26 protein-coding genes are annotated in these 21,437 nt (G+C 67.2%); 11 read left to right on the top strand and 15 right to left on the bottom strand.

Going from position 1 to position 21,437, the window contains the following annotated elements:
* Positions 1–245 precede the first annotated feature (245 nt).
* Together METUNV2_RS0118315 and METUNV2_RS0118320 are read right to left on the bottom strand one after the other, a co-directional pair.
* Positions 246–674, bottom strand: coding sequence for a PPC domain-containing DNA-binding protein (locus tag METUNV2_RS0118315; protein WP_018230931.1), 429 nt, complete (start codon positions 672–674; stop codon positions 246–248).
* A 15-nt stretch (positions 675–689) separates the two neighbouring features.
* The gene (locus METUNV2_RS0118320) at positions 690–1,259 is read right to left on the bottom strand and encodes an NnrU family protein (RefSeq protein ID WP_018230932.1); all 570 of its coding nucleotides are present in this window, start codon (positions 1,257–1,259) and stop codon (positions 690–692) included.
* Positions 1,260–1,427: 168 nt separating this feature from the next.
* On the opposite strand from METUNV2_RS0118320, the gene METUNV2_RS0118325 reads away from it, so the two are divergent.
* Both METUNV2_RS0118325 and METUNV2_RS0118330 read left to right on the top strand, forming a co-directional pair.
* The gene (locus METUNV2_RS0118325) at positions 1,428–1,817 is read left to right on the top strand and encodes a hypothetical protein (RefSeq protein WP_036271228.1); all 390 of its coding nucleotides are present in this window, start codon (positions 1,428–1,430) and stop codon (positions 1,815–1,817) included.
* Between the two features lie 33 nt (positions 1,818–1,850).
* Positions 1,851–1,994, top strand: coding sequence for an entericidin A/B family lipoprotein (locus METUNV2_RS0118330; protein ID WP_018230934.1), 144 nt, complete (start codon positions 1,851–1,853; stop codon positions 1,992–1,994).
* 157 nt (positions 1,995–2,151) lie between these two features.
* Here the strand turns inward: METUNV2_RS0118330 and METUNV2_RS0118335 are convergent, their stop codons facing one another.
* The 8 genes from METUNV2_RS0118335 to METUNV2_RS20185 all read right to left on the bottom strand — a co-directional run bounded on the left by METUNV2_RS0118335 (position 2,152) and on the right by METUNV2_RS20185 (position 6,950).
* Entirely contained in the window at positions 2,152–2,571 is a 420-nt protein-coding gene (locus METUNV2_RS0118335) for a cupin domain-containing protein (protein WP_018230935.1), read from the bottom strand.
* 14 nt (positions 2,572–2,585) lie between these two features.
* On the bottom strand, positions 2,586–3,509 hold the full coding sequence (locus METUNV2_RS0118340; protein ID WP_036271423.1) for a patatin-like phospholipase family protein: 924 nt from the start codon (positions 3,507–3,509) through the stop codon (positions 2,586–2,588).
* A gap of 31 nt (positions 3,510–3,540) precedes the next feature.
* A complete protein-coding gene (locus tag METUNV2_RS0118345) occupies positions 3,541–4,044 on the bottom strand; it encodes a YgjP-like metallopeptidase domain-containing protein (protein ID WP_018230937.1) in 504 nt (167 codons plus the stop codon).
* A complete protein-coding gene (locus tag METUNV2_RS0118350) occupies positions 4,044–4,427 on the bottom strand; it encodes a ribbon-helix-helix domain-containing protein (protein ID WP_018230938.1) in 384 nt (127 codons plus the stop codon). Before METUNV2_RS0118350 ends, METUNV2_RS0118345 begins: the two co-directional genes overlap by 1 nt.
* A 65-nt stretch (positions 4,428–4,492) precedes the next feature.
* On the bottom strand, positions 4,493–5,071 hold the full coding sequence (locus METUNV2_RS0118355; RefSeq protein WP_018230939.1) for a DJ-1/PfpI family protein: 579 nt from the start codon (positions 5,069–5,071) through the stop codon (positions 4,493–4,495).
* Positions 5,072–5,223: 152 nt separating this feature from the next.
* A complete protein-coding gene (locus METUNV2_RS0118360; protein ID WP_018230940.1) occupies positions 5,224–5,799 on the bottom strand; it encodes a YceI family protein in 576 nt (191 codons plus the stop codon).
* Between the two features lie 88 nt (positions 5,800–5,887).
* Positions 5,888–6,475 (bottom strand): YceI family protein, encoded by a 588-nt coding sequence (locus METUNV2_RS0118365; protein ID WP_018230941.1) that lies wholly within the window; start codon positions 6,473–6,475, stop codon positions 5,888–5,890.
* Between the two features lie 70 nt (positions 6,476–6,545).
* Complete coding sequence (locus METUNV2_RS20185; protein ID WP_232415718.1) at positions 6,546–6,950, bottom strand: accessory factor UbiK family protein; 405 nt, start codon at positions 6,948–6,950, stop codon at positions 6,546–6,548.
* 227 nt (positions 6,951–7,177) lie between these two features.
* On the opposite strand from METUNV2_RS20185, the gene METUNV2_RS0118375 reads away from it, so the two are divergent.
* The 5 genes from METUNV2_RS0118375 to METUNV2_RS0118395 all read left to right on the top strand — a co-directional run bounded on the left by METUNV2_RS0118375 (position 7,178) and on the right by METUNV2_RS0118395 (position 11,335).
* Complete coding sequence (locus METUNV2_RS0118375; RefSeq protein ID WP_018230943.1) at positions 7,178–7,969, top strand: TorF family putative porin; 792 nt, start codon at positions 7,178–7,180, stop codon at positions 7,967–7,969.
* Positions 7,970–8,005: 36 nt separating this feature from the next.
* Positions 8,006–8,344: a P-II family nitrogen regulator gene (glnK, locus tag METUNV2_RS0118380; protein ID WP_008063653.1), complete on the top strand. Its 339-nt coding sequence runs from the start codon at positions 8,006–8,008 to the stop codon at positions 8,342–8,344.
* Between the two features lie 13 nt (positions 8,345–8,357).
* Complete coding sequence (locus tag METUNV2_RS0118385) at positions 8,358–9,866, top strand: ammonium transporter (protein ID WP_018230944.1); 1,509 nt, start codon at positions 8,358–8,360, stop codon at positions 9,864–9,866.
* Between the two features lie 227 nt (positions 9,867–10,093).
* Positions 10,094–10,276: a hypothetical protein gene (locus tag METUNV2_RS0118390; RefSeq protein WP_018230945.1), complete on the top strand. Its 183-nt coding sequence runs from the start codon at positions 10,094–10,096 to the stop codon at positions 10,274–10,276.
* Positions 10,277–10,627: 351 nt separating this feature from the next.
* The gene (locus METUNV2_RS0118395; RefSeq protein ID WP_018230946.1) at positions 10,628–11,335 is read left to right on the top strand and encodes a hypothetical protein; all 708 of its coding nucleotides are present in this window, start codon (positions 10,628–10,630) and stop codon (positions 11,333–11,335) included.
* A gap of 31 nt (positions 11,336–11,366) precedes the next feature.
* Here METUNV2_RS0118395 and METUNV2_RS0118400 read toward each other — a convergent pair whose 3' ends face one another.
* The 3 genes from METUNV2_RS0118400 to ubiB form a co-directional block, all read right to left on the bottom strand.
* A complete protein-coding gene (locus METUNV2_RS0118400; protein WP_018230947.1) occupies positions 11,367–12,869 on the bottom strand; it encodes a sodium:solute symporter family protein in 1,503 nt (500 codons plus the stop codon).
* A gap of 105 nt (positions 12,870–12,974) precedes the next feature.
* Positions 12,975–13,580, bottom strand: coding sequence for a hypothetical protein (locus METUNV2_RS0118405; RefSeq protein WP_036271229.1), 606 nt, complete (start codon positions 13,578–13,580; stop codon positions 12,975–12,977).
* A 143-nt stretch (positions 13,581–13,723) separates the two neighbouring features.
* Positions 13,724–15,250, bottom strand: coding sequence for a ubiquinone biosynthesis regulatory protein kinase UbiB (ubiB, locus tag METUNV2_RS0118410; protein ID WP_018230949.1), 1,527 nt, complete (start codon positions 15,248–15,250; stop codon positions 13,724–13,726).
* A 204-nt stretch (positions 15,251–15,454) separates the two neighbouring features.
* On the opposite strand from ubiB, the gene argS reads away from it, so the two are divergent.
* The 4 genes from argS to METUNV2_RS0118430 are packed head-to-tail and all read left to right on the top strand — an operon-like array spanning position 15,455 to position 19,267.
* Positions 15,455–17,197: an arginine--tRNA ligase gene (argS, locus tag METUNV2_RS0118415; protein WP_018230950.1), complete on the top strand. Its 1,743-nt coding sequence runs from the start codon at positions 15,455–15,457 to the stop codon at positions 17,195–17,197.
* Positions 17,198–17,797, top strand: a complete 600-nt coding sequence (locus METUNV2_RS0118420) for an SPOR domain-containing protein (RefSeq protein WP_018230951.1) — start codon at positions 17,198–17,200, stop codon at positions 17,795–17,797.
* A 31-nt stretch (positions 17,798–17,828) separates the two neighbouring features.
* Positions 17,829–18,467 carry a thiol:disulfide interchange protein DsbA/DsbL gene (locus METUNV2_RS0118425; protein ID WP_018230952.1) on the top strand — a complete coding sequence of 213 codons (639 nt, stop codon included), beginning with the start codon at positions 17,829–17,831 and terminating at the stop codon, positions 18,465–18,467.
* 53 nt (positions 18,468–18,520) lie between these two features.
* A complete protein-coding gene (locus tag METUNV2_RS0118430; protein ID WP_026188282.1) occupies positions 18,521–19,267 on the top strand; it encodes an SDR family oxidoreductase in 747 nt (248 codons plus the stop codon).
* A gap of 43 nt (positions 19,268–19,310) precedes the next feature.
* On the opposite strand, the gene thiD is transcribed toward METUNV2_RS0118430, so the two are convergent.
* Positions 19,311–20,123 carry a bifunctional hydroxymethylpyrimidine kinase/phosphomethylpyrimidine kinase gene (gene thiD, locus METUNV2_RS0118435; protein WP_026188283.1) on the bottom strand — a complete coding sequence of 271 codons (813 nt, stop codon included), beginning with the start codon at positions 20,121–20,123 and terminating at the stop codon, positions 19,311–19,313.
* A gap of 28 nt (positions 20,124–20,151) precedes the next feature.
* On the bottom strand, positions 20,152–21,435 hold the full coding sequence (hemL, locus tag METUNV2_RS0118440) for a glutamate-1-semialdehyde 2,1-aminomutase (RefSeq protein ID WP_018230955.1): 1,284 nt from the start codon (positions 21,433–21,435) through the stop codon (positions 20,152–20,154).
* Between the last annotated feature and the right edge of the window lie 2 nt (positions 21,436–21,437).

Below are 21,437 nucleotides of genomic sequence, written 5' to 3' on the forward strand. Positions count from 1 at the left end.
AGCGGGTGCTCCGGCACCACCGTGTCCGCATTCATCCACAGGCAGCGATGCGGACGGCATGACGATGCGGGTCGGCGGAGGCGCCATCCACAGCATCTGTGGACAACTGTGTGAGCGAAAAATGTATAGCCGCAGCAATCGACCGCCGGGGGCCGATGTCAACGGTGTTGCCTATTTATTGGGCAGCGGTGACGAAATAATTGCGTGGCGGTGTCCGGCCGGGGCAGGCGCGACCGCCTGGTGCCTCAGTCCGGGCCGCGTGCGCCCAGCAGTTCGTCATGGTTCTCGGCCACCATTTCCTCATAGCCGGTGACCGGGTCGATCTCGCGCCGGATCTGCCAGCCGCTGGCGATGCCGAGCACCAGTTCCATCGTGGTGCGCACGATGCTGCCGGCCAGCAGATGACCGCCGGTCACGTTGCCATCGGCATCGGCCACCGACATGTGCAGATGCACGCCCTGCGCACTGATCGTGCCGGACAGCGTGAGCAGTTCGCTGTCGCCGTCGATCACGGTCGGGCGATCGCGGCCAGCCAGCCTGAGCAGGGCCGGCGACAGGCTGCCGACCGCCGACAGCACGAAGGCGGCGCCCAGATCCTGGCGCTTGGCCCACGCTTCCAGACTGCGGCGCAGGTCGTCGCCCGGGCGCAGTCTTTCGATATGCACGGTCATCATGAAGCGGACACTCCTTCAGAAAGGCCGCACGCCGATCAGCGGGCCATGCAGCCAGAATGCGAACGCGGCCCAGCCGGCCACGCCAACGAGCAGTACCTGCAGATCGCGCACCACGCCAGGCGCCGCGCGCGCGTCATCGCTTTCCCGCCGGCGCAGCAGCACGAAATCGACCAGCGCCCAGACCAGAAAGCTGCCGAACAGCAGCAGGTCGGCCAGCGTGCCGTTGGCCAGCAGGTGGGCGCCGCCCCACAGCGCGACCGCGGCCGCCAGCGGCTGGCGCAGCCGGGCTGCGATGCGCGAGCCGGGCAGCAGAGACGCCGCGAGCAGCACGAAGGCCGGCAGCATCAGTGCGGCGGTGGCATGCCGCGACCACGGCGGTGGCAGCCACAGCCAGAGCGGATCGGCCCGGGTCTGGCCGTAACCCCACACCAGCAACGCGAAACCGGCCAGCGAAGCGAGCGAATGCGCGGCCCGCCACAGCCACGCACCGTGGCGCGCGATCACCTGCCCGCGCAGATCGGGCGCGACCAGGCGCAGCGCGTGCACGCCAATCACCAGCAACAGTCCTGCAATCAGTGCCGCCATCCGTCCAGCCTCCGGCCGGGCGGCGGCCCGGCATTCGTCGAATAAGGGCCATGCTAGCGCGGCCCGGCCGTGCAGGATTTGTCCTACATCGTCCCGCCGCGCCGGACGACAGGCGGGGAAGGATGGAGTTCGCATACTGACATCGTGTCGTGAAGACGGAGGCCGACGATGAAAGTTCGCATGTTCCTGGCCGCACTGGCCGGTGCCCTGGCGGTGATCGCACTGCTGGCCGCCTACCAGCTGGGCCGCGGCAACCGGAGCGCCGAGCCCGTCCCCACGGCCGCCGTCCTTGCGCAGTCCGCGATGGACGGACGCGAGGTGTTCGACGCCGATGGCGCCACCGTGGGCGTGGTGGAACAGACCATCGCCGCCCGCCACGGCGACCGCGCTGCCCGTTACGCGATGGTGCGCATCTCCCGCGGCAGCGATGCCGGGCTCAGGCTGGCGGTACCGGACTACCGGCTGCAGCCGGTCGAGGACGGCCTGATGCTGACGCTGGACATCGATGACGAGGGCGATTTCCGCCCGACCGCTGCGCAGCTGCGCAGCCGGACCTGAAGCTGAATGCCGAATGACTGACAGGAGACCCTCATGAAACGACTGATCACGCTGCTGATGATGTGCGCCGGCTTCGCGCTGGCAGGTTGCAACACGATCGCCGGCGCCGGCAAGGACATCGAGGCCGGCGGCGAGAAGGTTCAGGACGCGGCCCGCAACGTCCAGGAAAAGATGTAACGCATCGGGCTGCCCCGCCCGGATTCATCTGGCGCCTTCTCTCCTGGGGGCGCCATCCTCCTCCCTGCGCTTGCCCGGTTCGAAGCCGAACCGGGCTTCTTTTTGTCCTGATCGGGCGGGGTTCAGGGCGCCGCGTCGCCGGACGCGATGAGCCGATTCAGTGCGGAAAATGGGTGGCGGTCGGGCTGACGCCGGATTCCTGGTATTCCACGTCGCCGTCCTTCGCCCACACCCAGTGGCGGACACCGGCCGGCGCTTCGTACACCGCGCCGGCCGGCACCGCGACCGCCCGCGTCTCGTCCATCGCGTCGCCGAAGCCGACGTAAAGCGTGCCGGACAGCACCGTGGTGTAGCGGCTGTCCGGATGGGTGTGCGGCGGAATGCGCCCGCCGGCTGCCAGACGCACCCGCAGCAGGTAGGGGGCGGCGCCGGCTTCGCTGCCGGCCAGCCAGGCCGCCTTCACCGCCGGCAGCGGCGGCGGGGTGAACCAGCTCGCGTGCGCCGGATCGATCACCTGCTGCGCGTGTGCGAAGCCTGAGCACAGCGCGGCCAGCATCAGGGCATGCATCGCCTTCATCGCCAGTCTCCGGATCATTGCGCGCGGTCGGTGCGCAGTGGCGCGTGACCGTTGCGGGCGCGGCCGCGCTCGAACGCATCGAGCGCGTCGACGGCCAGCTTTCGGCCGAGCGCAATCAGCGGCGCGGCCAGATGGAATTCGTGGAAGGCGCAGGCGTTCTTCGGTATCGAAACCACCACGTCCGGCCAGAAGGAGGCCAGATGCTGGCGGGTAATGGCCGACTGCATGGTTTCGAGGGAACGCATCAGCACGTCGGACACCGCGAGCCGGCTTGCCGCGACCTGCGTGTCGCCGCCGTTGCCCGGCAGATAGGCGCGCAGACGCGCCAGCAGGCCGGGCGCATCGTCACCGGCGGTCTTGCGCAGCGGCGGCGGCTCGACCGACTCGCCATTCAGGTCTACCACCACCGTAAGGTCGGTCAGCGTGCGCTGGGTGGGTGCCACCGGCACCGGATTCAGCAGGCCGCCGTCGACCAGCATGCGGCCGCGGTAGGGGTGGGGCGTGAAGATGGACGGCACGGCGAACGACGCGCGCATCGCCTCGAACAGCGGGCCGTCGGTGAACCACACTTCGCGCCCGCGCTCGATATCGACCGCCACCGCGGTATAGGCCAGCGGCAGGGTTTCGATGTCGCAGTCGCCGACCAGATCGCGCAGCCGGCTCATCAGCAGCGAGCCGCGTATCAGTCCGCCGCCGGACAGGGTCCAGTCCAGCAGCCGGAACACGTCGGACTGCGCCAGCCCGGTCACCCACTGTTCGTAGGCATCCAGCCCGCCGGCGGCGTGGATGCCGCCGACCACCGCGCCCATGGACGAGCCGGAAATGGCGCGGATGTCGTAGCCGCGCGCCTGCAGTTCGCGGATGACGCCGATGTGGGCCAGCCCGCGGGCGCCGCCGGAGCCGAGCACGAGGGAAACGGTGGTCGCGCGCTGGGTCATGTCCATCGGCGCAGTGTAGCGCCGGCGCCGCTCACGCAGCGCGGCCGGCGAGGTCGAGACAGGTCAGGTGCAGCCTGAGGTCGAATTCGTACTGGTGGTAGCGCGGCTCCATGTGCTCGCACAGCGCGTAGAAGCTCTTGTCGTGGTCACGCACCTTCAGGTGGGCCAGTTCGTGCACCACGATCATCTTCAGGAATTCCGGCGCACAGTCGCGGAACAGCGTGGCGACGCGGATTTCCCGCTTGGTCTTGAGCTTCGCGCCCTGCACCCGCGAAATGGTGGTCTGCGTGCCGAGCGCCTTCGCCACCAGACCGAGGCCGCTGTCGTAGGCGACCTTGCTCACCGGCGGCGCGGTGCGCAGATGGCGGTTCTTCAGTTCGAGCACGTAGTCGTACAGCGCCGAATCGCTGCGCACCTCGTGCCGCTCCGGGTAACGCACGCGCAGCGTCTCGGCCAGCCTGTCCTGCTCGATCAGCGCGCGCACCTGGTCCTGGATGTGGGCCGGGTAGGCCGACAGGTACTTCAGCGCCGTCATCAGGCCACCTTGTTGGCCGCGGTGCGCGGGCGTTCGGCGGCCAGCACCCGTTCGGCGTCGAGCGAGGAAATGGCGATCCGGGTGTCCGCCGGTATCGCGCCCGCCAGCTGCAGCGCCATGTAGCGGCCGCAGCACACGCGCAGGAAGGAGGTGAAATTGGCCGGCAGCAGGTGTGCGCCGTCTCCGCCACCGGCTTCAGCCAGTTCGTCGTACAGCTTCGATATGAGCCGCGGCAGGGTCAGGCCGTCACGCGCGCCGATCTCTTCCAGCACGTCCCAGAACTGGTTCTCCAGCCGGATGCTGGTGGCGACGCCACGCAGCCGCAGCGAACGGCTGCGCATGAGGTAAAGCTCGGGATCGGCGCGAATGAAGATCTGGCACATGGGTGACACCTCCTGCGCCTATTGTAGACAGCGCGGGCGGGACGCAGGCGCCCCGCCCTCTCCGCTTACTCGATGCGCGTGCCGAGCACCGCGAGGAACTGCGCAATCCACGCCGGGTGAGCCGGCCAGGCCGGCGCGGTCACCAGATTGCGGTCGGTCACCGCGCCATCGATGGCGATGTCGGCATAGCGGCCACCAGCCAGTTCCACCTCAGCGCGGCAGGCCGGGTAGGCCGAACACAGGCGGCCTTCCAGCACCTTCGCACCGGCCAGCAGCTGGGCGCCGTGGCAGATGGCGGCGATCGGCTTGTCGCTCAGCGCGAAGTGACGGACCAGGGCCAGCACCTTGTCGTCCATGCGCAGGTACTCGGGCGCCCGGCCGCCGGGAATCAGCAGCGCGTCGTAGTCCTCGGCCTGCACGCTGTCAAAGGTGGCGTTCAGCGTGAAGTTGTGGCCACGCTTTTCGGAATAGGTCTGCTGGCCTTCGAAATCGTGGATGGCGGTGGCGATCTGGTCGCCCGCCTTCTTGTCCGGACACACCGCGTGCACGGTGTGGCCCACCGCCTGCAACGCCTGGAAGGGCACCATGATTTCGTAGTCCTCGACGAAATCGCCGGCCAGCAGCAGGATTTTCTTCGCCTTCATGTCCGTCTCCTCACGTGTGGATGCGCGCGACGCGCGCAGGCCACTAACGTGCTACGGACAGGGACAGGCGGGGTGGTAGCGGGTTAACACAGCGCGATGCCCGCACCGGGCAACGCCGGCGCGGCCACTCGCCGCGCCCGCCGCGAGCAGGATCAGTCCTTGAACGCCTCGACCGGAATCTTGATCACGACGTCGTCGGAAATGCTCGGCACGTACTTGGTCATGCCGAATTCCGAACGCTTGATGACGGTGGAAATGTCGGCGCCGCACAGCGCCTTCTTGTTGATCGGGTGGGTGCCGCAGGTGAAACCCTTCACCTCCAGCTTGACCGGCTTGGTCACGCCCAGCAGCGTAAAATCGCCTTCCGCGCCGACCAGCTTGTCGCCGTCGTAGACGAGCTTGGTGGACTTGAAGCTCATGTTCGGGAATTTCTCGACATTGAAGAAATCCTCGCCGCGCATCTGCTTGTCCCAGGCGTCCATGCCCATGTCGATCGAGGCGCTGTCTATGTTCACCTCGATGCTGCCGCTCTTCTGCGACGGTACCAGCATGATCTTGCCGGTCACGTTGTTGAAGCGGCCGCGCTGGGTCGAGAAGCCGAGGTGGTTCACCTCGAACACCGGAAAGGTGTGGCGGCTGTCTATCGTGAAACTGTCGGCCGCCATCGCGCCGGCGGTCATGGACAGGCCGGCGAAGGTGCCGAACAGGGCGATCAGGGTCTTCTTCATGCGGAAACTCCCGGTGAGGATGGCGGGGGCGGACGGCGCCGCGCCCGGCGGCCGGTCTGGCCGGCCGCTGTTCGAGTGGATGACCTGCTTACTTGCCGGCCACGGTGAGCCGGAACTTGATCTGCACCTCGTCGGCGACCACCGAGGTGTCGCCCCAGGCACCGGTGCCGATGCCGTAGTCCAGACGCTTGAGCTGGAAGCCGCCTTCCAGCACCGCACCCGCCCCTTCCGGCTTCAGCGTGAAGGGCGCAACCACTTCGCGCGACTTGCCGCGTATGGTCATCTGGCCGCGCGCTTCGTACCTGTTGCCGCCGAGCGGCTTGACCGAGCTGGACACGAAGCGGGCGGCCGCAAACTGCTTCACGTCAAACCAGTTCTTGCCCTTCACCTCGTCGTTCGCTTCCGGTCCGCCGGCGTCGATCGACGCCATGTCGATGTCCAGCGTGGCCTTGCCGGCTTCCGGCTTGGCCGGATCGAAATCCAGCGTGGCGGTGAAGCGCTTGAAGCTGCCATCAACCGACACGCCCATCTGGTTCGACACGAAGGCGAGCGTGCTCTTTTCAGGCAGCACACGGGCGTACGGTGCAGCCGCGGCCGGCTGGGCGAACGCGAAACCGGCCAGCACGACCGAGGCGGTCAGCGCACGGGCGGCAGTCGCGAAATGCGGAAAGCTCATGAATTCTCCAAAGGGGTGCAGGCAGCCTGTTGATGCGCCCGCGACGAAAAGATTCCGCATTCGGGCCGGATCAGCCTTCGCCGGCCAGTTTTCGTTCCAGCTCGGCCACTCGTACTTCCAGCGCCTCAAGCTGTGCGCGGGTGCGGGCAAGCACCTCTTTCTGCACGTCGAATTCCTCGCGCGTGACCAGATCCAGCCGGGAAAACATGGCGCTGGCCATGGCTTTGGCGTTCTTTTCGAGATCGCGCGCCGGGCTGGCGGCAATCAGTTCGGAAAAGCGGCTGGACAATTCTTCGAGCATCTTGGGATTGAGCATCGCACTCTCCTGACAGTCAGCATATGTATACAACGCGGCACGCTTCGACAGGCCGACAGCGGCCGCCGCGCCGCGCATTGTGCCGCCAAAGGCCGCAATGACGCGAACCCGCCGCACGGCCAGCGCATGACGATGGTGTGATCCGGTGCGTGCGGGCACCGATTTCGCGCACAGCGACGAGCGCCCTCCGGATTCCCGCCCATTCACGCACCGCTTTGGTGCCCACCGGTTTTCCTGCGCGTGAACTTGGGGCAAGGGTCCGGGAGGCGCAGGCAGCCATTCGCATCGGAACATTGCAAAGCATTGAATTAGATATGATTTTTTTGCTGGCACGCTCCATGCAAGGAAGGTCGAGCAGTCTTCCCAACAATCCAGGAGTGAACCTCATGCAAAAGACTCTGATCGCCGCAGCCCTGGCCAGCGCGCTCGCCGTGCCCGCCTTTTCCGCACACGCCGAAGAGCCGGCCAGCCCGCACACCTTCACCGGCAACGTCGGTCTGTTCAGCCAGTACGTGTTCCGCGGCATCAGCCAGACCAACGAAGACATCGCGCTGCAGGGCGGTTTCGACTACTCGCACGCCAGCGGCTTCTACATCGGCACCTGGGGCTCGAACATTTCCTGGCTGACCGACTCGTCGGCCGTCACCGGCTACAACTCGTCCAGCCTCGAACTGGATGTGTACGGCGGCTACCGCGGTGCCTTCGGCGACAGCGGCGTGACCTACGACGTGGGCCTGCTGCAGTACATGTACCCGGGTGACCGCGTCGCCGGCGCCGTCAAGGCCGACACGCTGGAAGCCTACGTGGCGGTGGCCTGGCAGTTCCTGTCGGCCAAGTACTCGTACAGCATGGGTGACACCTTCGGCGTGAACAACTCGTCCGGCACCTGGTACCTCGACCTGCAGGCAAACTACCCGATCACCGAATCGCTGACGCTGAACCTGCACTACGGCATCCAGGAGTTCAAGGGTTCGAACGCCGGCGTGAGCAATGACTCGCAGGCTTCGTATGAAGACTGGAAGATCGGCGCCTCGTACGCGCTGCCGCAAGGCTTCACCGTTGGTGCCTACTACACTGACACCAGCATGAACCGCACCCAGGAAGCGTTCTACACCAACGCGCTGGGCAAGTATCTGGGCGACGGCCAGACGGTCGTATTCCTGACCAAGACCTTCTGATCCACAACGCTTCAAGGCATCTGCCAGGGGAATGTCATGAAACTAGTCACTGCCATCATCAAGCCGTTCAAGCTTGACGAAGTGCGTGAGGCGCTGTCCGCCATCGGCGTGCAGGGCATCACCGTTACCGAGGTCAAGGGCTTCGGCCGCCAGAAGGGCCACACCGAGCTGTACCGCGGCGCGGAATACGTGGTCGATTTCCTGCCGAAGGTGAAGATCGAAGCCGCGATCAGCGACGAGCTGGTCGACAGCGTCGTCGAAGCGATCGAAAAGTCCGCCAGCACCGGCAAGATCGGTGACGGCAAGATTTTCGTGTTCGAGCTCGAACAGGTCGTCCGCATCCGCACCGGTGAAACCGGCGTCGATGCGCTTTAAGGGAGAACGGGAGATGAAGCGCTTTTTGAGCATCCTGTGCGCCACGCTGGCCATTGGCCTGGCAGCGCCTGTCATGGCAGAAGACCCCCCGGCAGCGCCTGCCGCCGCGACCGCGGAAGCGGTTGCGCCGGCTGCTGCCCCCGCTGCACCGGAAGCGGCTCCGGCCGCCGCCGAGGCGGCACCCGCTGCGGCTGAAGCCGCACCGGCCCCCAGCTTCAACAAGGGCGATACCGTCTGGATGATGCTGGCCTCCATCCTGGTCATCATGATGGCGGTGCCGGGCCTGGCGCTGTTCTACGGCGGCCTGGTGCGTTCGAAGAACATGCTGTCCATCCTGATGCAGGTGATGACCGTGTTCTCGCTGATCGTGGTGCTCTGGTTCGTGTATGGCTACTCGCTGGCCTTCACCGCAGGCAACCCCTTCATCGGCACGCTGGACAAGCTCTTCCTGAAGGGCGTCACCGTCGATTCGCTGGGCGCGACCTTCAGCAAGGGTGTGTACATCCCTGAAATGATCTTCGCCGCCTTCCAGTCGACCTTCGCCGGCATCACCGCTGCGCTGATCATCGGCGCCTTCGCCGAGCGCGTGAAGTTCTCCGCCGTGCTGCTGTTCTCGGTGCTGTGGTTCACGTTCAGCTACATCCCGGTCGCGCACATGGTGTGGTACTGGGACGGCCCGGACGCGATCACCTCGGCTGAAACCCTGGCCACCGTCACCGGCAACGCAGGTTTCCTGTGGGCCAAGGGCGCGCTGGACTTCGCAGGCGGCACCGTGGTGCACATCAACGCCGGCGTGGCCGGTCTGGTGGGTGCCTACATGGTCGGCAAGCGTGTCGGCTACGGCAAGGAATCGATGGCGCCGCACTCGCTGGTGATGACCATGGTCGGAGCCTCGCTGCTGTGGGTGGGCTGGTTCGGCTTCAACGCCGGTTCCAACCTGGAAGCCAACGGTACCGCCGTACTGGCCTTCGCCACCACGCTGATCGCCACCGCCGGTGCCACCGTGTCCTGGCTGATGGGCGAATGGATCCTGAAGGGCAAGCCGTCGATGCTGGGTGCAGCGTCGGGTGCGGTGGCCGGTCTGGTCGCCATCACCCCGGCCTGCGGCTTCGTCGGCCCGATGGGTGCCCTGATCATGGGTCTGTTGTCCGGCATCGTCTGCCTGTGGGGCGTGAATGGCCTGAAGCACATGCTCGGCGCCGATGACGCGCTCGACGTGTTCGGCGTGCATGGCGTGGGCGGCATCCTGGGTGCCATCCTGACCGGCGTGTTCGCGGCCCCGTCGCTCGGCGGCTCCGGCGTGTATGACTACGTGACCAACAGCGTGGCCGAAGGCTACGACATCATGGGTCAGGTCATCACCCAGGCCACCGCGGTCGGCGTGACCATCATCTGGACCACGGTCGTGTCCTTCATCGCCTTCAAGCTGGTCGACATCTTCATCGGCCTGCGCGTGCCGGAAGACGAAGAACGCGAAGGTCTGGACGTGACCGCCCACGGCGAAACCGCCTACCGTCTCTGATCGACGGACAGAACACTCCTCCAGCAATGGTTAGGGCGCCTTCGGGCGCCCTTTTTTTCGCCCTTGCTTTCTTCGCCGTTTCACTCTTGCAAAAAGACACACAAGACCCGAAGTTTCACCGCCAAGTGTCTGAAATCGCACGAAACGAGTTTGGAACTCCGCGCTAATCTCGCGACAAGCTGGCGCCAGACCAGTCAACACTGACTGCCCCTCTGCAGGAGACGGAAATGAAACGGATCAATCGCTTCATGCGCGCCGGCTACCGTTCGGCGACGCGACATGCACTGCCGTTCTGCGCGGTCGCCTCGATCTCGGCCATGGTGGTCGGCCTGTCGGGCGCCGCACTGTGCTTCGGCGGACTGGCAGTGGTGGGCTACGTACTGCGCCCTTCGAGCACGGTACAGATCTGATCTGACGACCGGCCCCGTCCTGCGCGGGGCCCGCTGCGTCAGCGCAGCGACGCTTTTGCGCCACGCCCCTTCCTCCCCGGCAACGCCCTCCCTTCATCACCGGACAGCCCGGATCGCCGATATGCTGCGCGACCGCAGGCGGCGCTGCAGTCAGACTGCTGTCCCTCGTACGGCAGGCAGCCGCGTTGCTGTACAGGACGCGACCGGTGCGCGACAAGGCGGGGTTGCGGAGTACGATCTCGGGCGACCCGGCTGCCGGCGCATGCCGATGCGACTACGGATCGCCGTTGATCGATGAATCGGGGATGGCACGACCGCGCGCCACCACCCCAAGCAAGAGGACAACAGTACGTGAACAAGTTTGCCCTGCGCACCCTGACCGGTCTGGCGGCGCTCGCCGCGGCCGGCATCATCCATGCGCAAGCGCCGGTCGACGCGCCGGTCAACGATTTCCCGGCCGAAGAACGCACCCGCCTGCGCGATCGTGCCACCGCGCTGAAGGAACAGGCGAAGACGAAGAAGGAAGAAGCGGCACGGGTGCGCGACGCTGCGCACACGGCGTGCTGGCAGCACACGCTGGTGTCATCCTGCCTGGAAGGTGCCGACGACACCTACCGCAGCAGCATGACCTCGGCGCGCCGGCTTGAACTGGAAGCCAGCGACATCGAGCGCGACATCCGCCACCGTTCGGCCGAAGCGCGCCGGGCCGACAAGCAGCGGGCAGCCGACGCACGCCGCGAGAAATCGATCGACGTCAGCGCCAAGACACGCGAACAGGATGCCCTGCGCGAGGAGGCGGCCGCCGCACGGGCGACGAAGGACGCGGAACTGGCCGGCCATGCGGAAGCGCAGGCGCGCGAACAGGCACGCAAGGACGCCGAACAGGCCGCCCGGCGCAAGCAGGAAGACGCCCGCGCGGCGCAACGCGCAGCCGATCAGCGCAGAAAGGCCGCAGCCATCGACGAACGGATTCAGAAGCGCGAGGAAGAGCGCGCCCGTCGCGAGGCGGAAGCCGCCGCCAAGGCAGCCGCGCAGGAAGCGGCCGGCAAGGCGCCCTGAACGCGCTCGCCCGGCGTCCGGGCGGATGCGCTCAGCGATGCGGCGTGTGGCGCCCCGGTGCCGCGTGGTGGGTGCCGGCCGCCGCATGGTGATGCAGGGCCGCGTGGTCCGGCTCGTGCGGCAGGCGATGCCCCACCCACTGCGGCAGCAGCGAACCGACCACCATGCCGGTGGCGCTCACCACCAGACCGATCAGCTGCGGCGGCACCAGGCTGGCTTCGCCGACCAGCACCTCGACCAGCAGCCATGAGGACAGGCCGCCGATGATGGCCGCCAGCGCGCCCTGGGTGGTCGCGCGTTTCCAGAACGCGCCGAAGAACAGCGGCACGAAGGCACCGGCCAGCGTCACCTTGTAGGCGTTCTCCACCATGCCGAAGATGCTGCTTTCGGAATTGAGCGCCACCGCCAGCACCGCGCTGGCGAAGCCGACGATGGCAGCCCGCATCACACGCAGCAGCTGACGGTCGCTCATGTGCGGGTAGAAGCCCTTCACGATGTTCTCGGCAAAGGTGACCGACGGCGCCAGCAGCGTGGCCGACGAGCAGCTCATGATGGCCGACAGCACCGCGCCGAAGAAGAATATCTGCGCGATCAGCGGCGTGTGCTGCATCACCAGCGTGGGCAGCACGCGCTGCGAATCTTCCTCGATCAGCGCACCGAAGGTAGCCGGGTCGATCAGCGTCGCCGAATAGGCGATGAACATCGGCACGAAGCAGAACACGAAGTAGATGCTGGCCCCCAGCACCGAGCCGGCCACCGCGGTTTTCGCGGTCTTCGCCGAAGTGACGCGCTGGAACACGTCCTGCTGCGGAATCGAACCCAGCATCATGGTGAGCCAGGCACCGATGAAGGTGATCCACAGCCAGGGGTCAGCCGGCGGGAAGAAGTCGAGCTTGCCGGCGGCCGACGCGTGCTCGATCACCGGGGCGACGCCGCCGGTCAGGCCGCTGATGATGTAGGCGATGTACAGCAGGCCGCCCATGGACACCGCCATCTGCACGAAATCGAGAATGGCCACCGAGAACATGCCGCCGAAGGTGGTGTAGGTGAGCACGATGAGCGCGCCCAGCACCATGCCTGCATGCTGGCTCACGCCGCCGTCGGTCACCATGAAGAAAATGAGGCCCATGGCCTTGATCTGCGCCGCCACCCAGCCCAGGTAGGACACCACGATGCACATCGACGTGATCGCCTCGACCGAGCGGCTGTAGCGCATCCGGTAGTAGTCGCCGACGGTCAGGATGTTGAGCTTGTACAGCTTCGAGGCGAAGAAGAAGCCGGCGATGATCAGGCACATCGACGAGCCGAAGGGGTCGGCCACCACGCCGCCCAGGCCGGAGGTGACGAACTGGGCCGACACGCCGAACACCGCCTCGGCGCCGAACCAGGTGGCGAACACGGTGGCGGTGACAACGGGCAACGGCAGGCTGCGCCCGGCCACCGCGAAGTCCTTGGCGTTATGGACACGGGTGGCGGCGAACAGGCCGATGCCGACCGACACCATCAGATAGAGCACGACGAACCAGATCAGCATGGAAGCCCCGGCAAGACAGGATGCGCAGCGCGGCACAACGCCGCGCGACCGCAATGATAGCGGCGCACATCGGCCCGTGTACGGGGGTTCGCGGCTGTTTTTCGGTCAGGCCGAAAAGCGATAGTGCGGCACGGCAGGCAGCGCGGTATCGGCCACCATTTCGAGCACCACCCGGCCCTCGACCCGCAGGCCCGACAGATGGATGTGGAGATGGGTGACCAGCGCATTCTGCAGCGACTCGTCCAGCGAAAAGCCGCTTTCAGCGTCAGTCAGGTCCACCGTCGGCTGTGCCGCTTCGGCCTGCAGGCCGAAGGCACCGGCCAGACCTCCGCCGCAGGCGTCGATCACGATGCCACCCAGTTCGGAGAGCGCGTCCTGTTCCAGTTCGGACAGTTCGCCCAGCAGCACCGGCAGGCCGAGCATGCGGCGCACGATCAGCCGCGCGCCCTCCTCGGGCAGCACCAGCATGGCCTGCGTGTGGTTGCCGTCGGCGGTGCGCATGCGCTGCGCGATCATGCACAGCCGGCCGCCGCTGTAGCGGTCGAGCCCGTGCAGGCTGCGCTGCAGGCCGTCCCGGTCGACCAGCTCGACATGCAGCACCGACATGCCGACCCGGTCGGCCACGACCTGTGAGAACGTGAGGGCCGCGCCATGCATGGAACGGCTCATGGAGCCGGCGAGCGCGCCCAGGCGTACGAGAGGAAGATTCATTGCGCACGCCCCCTGCAGGGCGACACGCAGGCATGCGAAATCTGAAACACCGGGATCGTTTTCATCGTTGTGTGCTCGCGGCTTGAAGCAGCACTAACGACGGCCCCTCGCCCGACTTTAGGGCGGCGGCATGACGCTCGGGATCAGATCCCGAACAGCCGCCACAGCTCGATGCCGATCAGCGTCGCCAGCAGCAGGCAGAGCACGCGCAACCAGCGCATCAGGCCGCGATGGCGACGCTCGACGGCGGCCGGCTCCAGCGCCACATCGAATTCGGCGGCGCGGCCGAGCACCCGGTGCGCCAGCCGCGGCAGTTCGGGCAGCGTGAGCGCCCAGCCCGGCGCCTCATCCGCCAGCTTGCGGCGCAGCGCGCGCCAGCCCATCTGCTCGTTCATCCAGCGTTCGAGGAAGGGCTTGGCGGTCTTCCACAGATCGAGGTCCGGGTCGAGCTGGCGACCCAGGCCTTCGATATTGAGCAGGGTCTTCTGCAGCATGACCAGCTGCGGCTGGATTTCGACATTGAAGCGGCGCGACACCTGGAACAGCCGCAACAGCGTGCGGCCGAACTCGATTTCCTTCAGCGGCTTGTCGAAGATGGGTTCGCACACCGCGCGGATCGCCGCCTCGAATTCATCGACCCGGGTGCCACGCGGCACCCAGCCGGCATCGACGTGGGCCTGCGCCACCCGCTTGTAGTCGCGCTGGAAGAAGGCGAGGAAGTTCTGCGCCAGGTAGTTCTTGTCGACGTCGGTGAGCGTGCCCATGATGCCGAAGTCAAGCGCGATGTATTGGCCATCCGGCGACACGAAAATATTGCCCGGATGCATGTCGGCGTGGAAAAAGCCGTCGCGGAACACCTGGGTGAAGAAGATTTCGACGCCGGAGCGCGACAGCGCCGCCATGTCCACGCCCTGGGCGCGCAGCGCATCGACCTGCGACACCGGCAGACCGTGCATGCGCTGCATCACCATGACGCTGGGACCACAGTAGTCCCAGTACACCTCAGGCACCGACAGCAGCGGCGAGTCGCGGAAATTGCGGCGCAGCTGCGAACAGTTCGACGCCTCGCGCATCAGGTCCAGTTCGTCGCCGAGGTGCTTGGAGAACTCTGCCACCACCTCGCGCGCCTTCAGCCGGCGGCCTTCCGACCACACCCGTTCGAGCAGCGCGGCGGCGGTTTCCATCAGCGCGATGTCGTTGGCGATGATGTGCTCGATGCCCGGCCGCAGCACCTTGACCGCGACCTCCTCGCCGGTGGGCAGCACCGCGAAATGCACCTGCGCCACCGAGGCGGAGGCCACCGGCTGCGTTTCGAAGCTGGCGAACACCTGCGACAGCGGCCGGCCATAGAACGTTTCCAGCCGCGCGATCGCCTGTTCCGACGGGAAGGGCGGCACGCGGTCCTGCAGCTTGGCCAGCTCGTCCGCCAGATCCGGCGGCAGCAGATCGCGCCGGGTGGACAGCATCTGGCCGAACTTGACGAAGATGGGCCCGAGCGCCTCCAGCGCCTGGCGCAGACGCACCGCGCGCGGCGCGTCGAAACGGCGGCCGAGCCGGGTCACCCGCAGCAGGCCGGCGAAGCGCAGCTTGCTGCCGGCGTCGATCAGCATCTGGTCCAGCCCGTAGCGCAGGCTGACCGTCACGATCTTGAGCAGTCGCAACCAGCGCATCGGCTCAGGTCCTCGCCGGAGGGGTAATCAGGGTCGGACGGGCGGCGTGAAACGTCATGTTGCTAAACAGTGCGGGCGCGCAGGGAGCGCGCACTGTACAAGAAGGGCTGCCGGCCCGGAAGCCGCGCCGGGAAGGCGGCCACGGGCTCGCGTTATACTTCGCCGCTTCCGAATGCATACGCGCCCTGCGCCCCTGTTTCATCCATGACCCCCGAACTGCGCCTGGAACTGACCCGTCTGCTGCATGCCTCGCTCGCCAGCGTGGCACCGGATCTCGCCGCGCCCGACATCATCCTCGACCGCCCGAAGCAGGCCGCCCACGGCGACCTCGCCTGCAATGTCGCCCTGCAACTCGCGAAGGCGCTGAAGCAGAACCCGCGCGTGATCGCCGAGCGCATCGTGCGTGAACTGCCGCCGTCGACGCTGATCGAGCGCGCCGAAGTGGCGGGCGCCGGCTTCATCAACTTCTTCTTCAGCGCCACGGTGAAGCAGGCCATCGTCGGCCGCATCCTCGCCGAAGGCGAACGCTACGGCCGCTCCGACAGCGGCGCCGGCAAGAAGGTGCAGATCGAGTTCGTGTCGGCCAACCCGACCGGCCCGCTGCACGTCGGCCACGGCCGCGGTGCGGCTTACGGTTCGGCACTGTCCAACCTGCTCGAAGCCGCCGGCTATGCGGTCACCCGCGAGTTCTACGTAAACGACGCCGGACGCCAGATGGACATCCTGGCGGTGTCGGTGTGGCTGCGCTACATGGAAACCCAGGGCACGGCGATCAAGTTCCCGGCCGACGGCTACCGCGGCGACTACGTGCGCGACATCGGCTCGGAACTGTTCGTGCAGCAGGGCCCGCGCCTGAACCGCCATACCGCCGACCTGCCTGACGCCTCGGTGCCCGGCGACACCGCTGACGCCCAGCTCGACGCGCTGATCGCCACCGCCAAGAAGTCGCTCGGCGACGACTGGTGGACGGTGCACCGCTTCGCGCTCGACGCCATGCTGGCCGACCAGCGCAACGATCTCGGCGAGTTCCGCGTGCATTACGACGTGTGGTACTCGGAACAGTCACTGCACACCAATGGTGCGGTCGACCGCGCGGTGAAACGCCTGCAGGACGCCGGCCACATCTACGAACAGGATGGCGCGCTGTGGTTCCGCTCCACCCACTTCGGTGACGAGAAGGACCGCGTGGTCCGCCGCGACAACGGCATCTACACCTATTTCGCGTCCGACATCGCCTACCACGCCGAAAAGTTCGCGCGCGGCTTCGATCTGGTGATCGACGTGTGGGGCGCCGACCACCACGGCTACATTCCGCGGGTGAAGGGCGCGCTGACCGCGCTGGGCGAGAATCCGGACCGGCTGGAAATCGCGCTGGTGCAGTTCGCGGTGCTCTACCGTGGCGGCGAGAAGGCAGCCATGGGCAAGCGCTCGGGCGACTTCGTCACGCTGCGCGACCTGCGCGCCGAAGTGGGCAACGACGCCGCCCGCTTCTTCTACGTGCTGCGCAAGAGCGACCAGCATCTGGATTTCGACCTCGATCTGGCCAAGTCCGAATCGAACGACAACCCGGTCTATTACATCCAGTACGCGCACGCGCGCATCTGTTCGGTCATCCGTGAAGCGGTGGCCAATCACGCGCTCGACCTGTCGCTGCTGCCGGAGGTGCCGATGGACAGCCTGTCCGGCGAGAAGGAACTGCTGCTGGCACAGCGCCTGGCCGAATTCCCGGACGTGATCACCGCCGCAGTGGCCGACCGCGCGCCGCATTCGGTGGCCTTCTACCTGCGCGACGTGGCGTCCGACTTCCACGCCTTCTACAACGCCTCGCGCATGCTGGTGGACGATCTGGCCGTGCGCGAAGCCCGCCTTGCACTGGCGGCGGCCACCCGGCAGGTCATCGCCAACGGCCTCGCACTGCTCGGCGTGTCTGCCCCGGAAACCATGTAAATGGCCAAAGCCCCGCAGAAGAAGGCCTCACCCCGCAACAACCGCGGCGGCACCGTGGTCGGCATCTTCATCGGTCTGGTGCTGGGCGTGGTGCTGAGCGCCGGCGTCATGTGGTACATCCACGGCTCCTCGCTGCCGCTGCAGGTGCGCGAGAACGCGCCGGCACCCGGCCATGCCCCGGCACAGCCGGCGGCACTGCCGGGCAAGCCGGGCGACAAGGCCGCCGTGCCGGCACCGGCCGAAGCCAAGCGCTTCGATTTCTACGACCTGCTGCCCGGCAACGCGCAAACGCCGGGCAGCGACAAGCCTGCGGCCGAAGCGGCGCCAGCGCCGGCACCCGCCGCGGCCGCACCGGCGGCGGACACCCCGGCCGCCAAGCTCATCCTGCAGGCCGGCGCCTTCTCTTCGGAAGAAGAAGCGGACAACCTGCGGGCGCGTCTTGCGTTGATCGGTCTGGAATCCGGCGTACAGAAGGTGACGGTGGCCGGCAAGGGCACGCTCTACCGCGTGCGTCTCGGCCCCTTCGCCAGCGCGGAAGACATGCAGCGCACGCGCGCTGAACTGGCACAGAACGGAATCGAGGCATCGGTTGTCCGATGACACCGGATCGATACGGAATACAGGAGAACACATGAAATTCGGATTCAAGACGCTCGCAGCGCTGGCTATCGCCGGCTTCATGTCCATGGGTGTGAGCGCAGCACCGCTGACCGACAAGGACTTCCGCGAAATCAAGCCGGCGCAGTCCACCGAACCGGGCAACAAGGTCGAAGTGATCGAGTTCTTCTGGTACGGCTGCCCGCACTGCTTCGATCTGGAACCCACGCTGAAGAAGTGGCTGGCCAAGATGCCGGCAGACGTCACCTTCAAGCGGGTACCGGCCATCTTCCGCCAGTCCTGGGTGCCGGGCGCGCAGACCTACTACACGCTGGAAACCCTGGGTGAGCTGGATCGTCTGCACGGCAAGGTGTTCGACGCCATTCATGTCGACCGCCAGCCGTTCAACGACGTCGGCGCCATTTCGGCCTGGATGGGCAAGAACGGCATCGACGCGAAGAAGTTCGAAGAGACCGCCAAGTCCTTCGCGGTGTCCGGCAAGGTGCAGCGCGCGCAGCAGATGAGCGCCGCCTATCAGCTCACCGGCGTGCCGGCGCTGGTGGTTGATGGCAAGTACATCGCGCTGGGCAACAGCTACGAAACCATGCTGGTGAATCTGGATGCGCTGATCGAGCGCGCACGCGCCGAACGCGCCGCCGCCGGCAAGAAGTGAATCCGGCCGCTCCGGTGACGACAACGGGTGCCCGCGTGGTACCCGTTGTTTTTCTGACCGGTGCATCGACCGGCATCGGCGAGGCGCTGGCCCGCCACTACGCGGCACAGGGCGCCACCCTCGGTCTGGTCGCCCGCCGTGGCGCACTGCTCGACACCCTGCGCGCCCGCCTGCCCGGCCGCCACTTCAGCTATGTGGCCGACGTGCGCGACGCCGACGCGCTGCGTGCCGCGGCCGAAGCCTTCATCGCCGACGCCGGCCTGCCTGATCTGGTGATCGGCAACGCCGGCGTATCGGTCGGCACGCTGACCGGCGAACAGGACGACCTGCCCGCCTTCGAAGCGGTGTTCGACATCAATGTGCTGGGCCTGGTGCGCACCTTCGCGCCCTTCGTGAAACCGATGCAGGCGCGCGGCTCGGGCACGCTGGTCGGCATCGCCTCGGTCGCCGGCATCCGCGGCCTGCCCGGCGCCGGCGCCTATAGCGCCTCCAAGTCAGCCGCCATCAGCTATCTCGAAAGCCTGCGGGTCGAACTGCGCGGCAGCGGCGTGCAGGTGAAAACGCTGTGCCCGGGCTACATCGACACGCCGATGACCGAGAAGAACCCCTACCCCATGCCCTTCATGCTGGATGCCGACGACGCGGCGGCGCGCTTCGCCCGCTTCTTCGACAGCCGGCGCAGCTACGCGGTCATTCCGTGGCAGATGGGGATGGTGGCAAAACTGATGCGGCTGCTGCCCAACCCGGTGTATGACGCACTGGCGGTGAAATCGGGGCGCAAGCCGCGCGGCACGCTGTAGGGGCCGCGTGAAGGTTCGGCGCTGAATCCCGATCCCGCTGCGGTCAATCGGCGCCCGGCCGAGCCCACATCGCATGAAAGTGATGCACCGGCCCGCGGCCACCGCCGACTTCCAGCTGATCCGCCGCCGCCAGCGCCGCATTGAGATAGTCCTTCGCGCGACGCACCGCGCTCACCGTATCGGTGGTCGGCAGCAGCGCCGCGACGGCCGCGGCCAGCGTGCAGCCGGTGCCGTGATCGCGGGTGGTGGAGAGGCGCTGCGCCGGCAGTTCGAGCACGCCCTCCGGGCCGCCCAGCAGATCGGTGCTGTGCGGCGCACGCAGATGGCCGCCCTTGAGCAGCACCCACTGCGGCCCGAGCGCCGTCAGGGCGGCCAGCATGGCGCGCATGTCGTCCAGCGTCTGCGGCGGCGGGCAATCGAGCAGCACCGCCGCTTCCGGCAGATTGGGCGTAATAAGCGTCGCCAGCGGCAGCAGTTCGTCGCGCAGCGCGGCCACCGCGTCCGGCAGCAGCAGATGGTCGCCGCTCTTGGCCACCATGACCGGATCGACCACCACCGGGCAGCGCGCATGCCGGCGCAGCCGGTCCGCCACCACGCGGGCGATCGCGGCGTTGGCGATCATGCCCACCTTCACCGCATCGACCCGCACGTCGTCGAACACCGCGTCGATCTGCGCGCCGACGAAATCCGGCTCCAGCACCACGAAGCTGCGCACACCGCGGGTGTTCTGCGCCACCACCGCGGTGATCGCGCCCATGCCGTAGGCGCCGAGCGCGGAAAAGGTCTTGAGGTCGGCCTGCAGGCCGGCACCGCCGGTCGGGTCGGTGCCGGCGATGGTGAGGACGTTGGCAATCATCGCCGTGCCGCCGAACACGTGGCTGCGGTCACGCCGCCTTCGCGAACGCCGCCTTCGCCCGCGCGATGGTCTGCGCGATGTCGTCCTCGCTGTGCGCGCCCGACACGAATCCCGCTTCGAAGGCGGAGGGCGCGAGGTAGACGCCGGCGTCCAGCATGGCGTGGAAGAAGCGGTTGAAGCGTTCGCGGTCGGACTGCATCACTTCGGCGTAGCTCGCCGGGCAGCCGTCGCGGAAGTAGAGGCCGAACATGCCGCCGACCGACTGGGCGGAGAAGGTGACGCCGGCCTCTTTCGCGGCGGCGACCAGGCCGTCGCAGAACTGCTTCGTGCGGGCGGCGAGGCGGTCGTGGAAGCCGGGGGCGTTGATCAGTTCCAGCGTTTTCAGGCCGGCGGCCACCGCGACCGGGTTGCCGGACAGCGTGCCTGCCTGATAGACCGCGCCCAGCGGGGCGATGGCGGACATGATGTCGCGCCGGCCGCCGAAGGCGCCGACCGGCATGCCGCCGCCGATCACCTTGCCCAGCGTGGTGAGGTCGGGCGTGATGCCGAACAGACCCTGGGCGCCGACCGGGCCGACGCGGAAGCCGGTCATCACTTCGTCGAAAATGAGCACCGCGCCGTGCTTCGTGCACAGCGCGCGCATGGCGTCGATGAATTCGCGGCTCGGCATGATGAGGTTCATGTTGCCGACCACCGGCTCGACGATGACGCAGGCGATGCGGCTGCCGTGGTTGCGGAAGCAGTCTTCGAGCTGCTGCACGTCGTTGTAGTCGAGCACCAGCGTGTGCTTGGCGAAGTCGTCCGGCACGCCGCCCGAACTGGGGTTGCCGAAGGTGAGCGCGCCGGAGCCGGCCTTCACCAGCAGGCTGTCGGCGTGGCCGTGGTAGCAGCCCTCGAATTTCACGATGGCGTCACGGCCGGTGAAGCCGCGCGCCAGCCGGATGGCGCTCATGGTCGCTTCGGTGCCGGAGCTGACCAGGCGCACCTGCTCGATCGACGGCACGCGGGCGCACAGCGTTTCCGCCATCAGGATTTCCGCCTCGGTCGGCGCGCCGAACGACAGACCGCCGACCGCCGCCTCCTGCACCGCGCGGATCACCTCCGGGTGCGCGTGGCCGACGATGGCCGGGCCCCAGGAGCCGACATAGTCGATGTATTCGGCGCCGTCGGCGTCCCACAGCCGGCTGCCCGCGCCGCGGGTGAAGAAGCGCGGCGTGCCGCCGACCGAGCGGAAGGCGCGCACCGGCGAATTGACGCCGCCGGGAATGCTGCGCTGGGCGCGTTCGAAAAGCTGTTCGTTGCGGGTGCTCATGG

Origin of the sequence: Methyloversatilis universalis EHg5, from assembly GCF_000378945.1 — a bacterium.
GTDB classification, from domain to species: Bacteria; Pseudomonadota; Gammaproteobacteria; order Burkholderiales; family Rhodocyclaceae; genus Methyloversatilis; species Methyloversatilis universalis_A.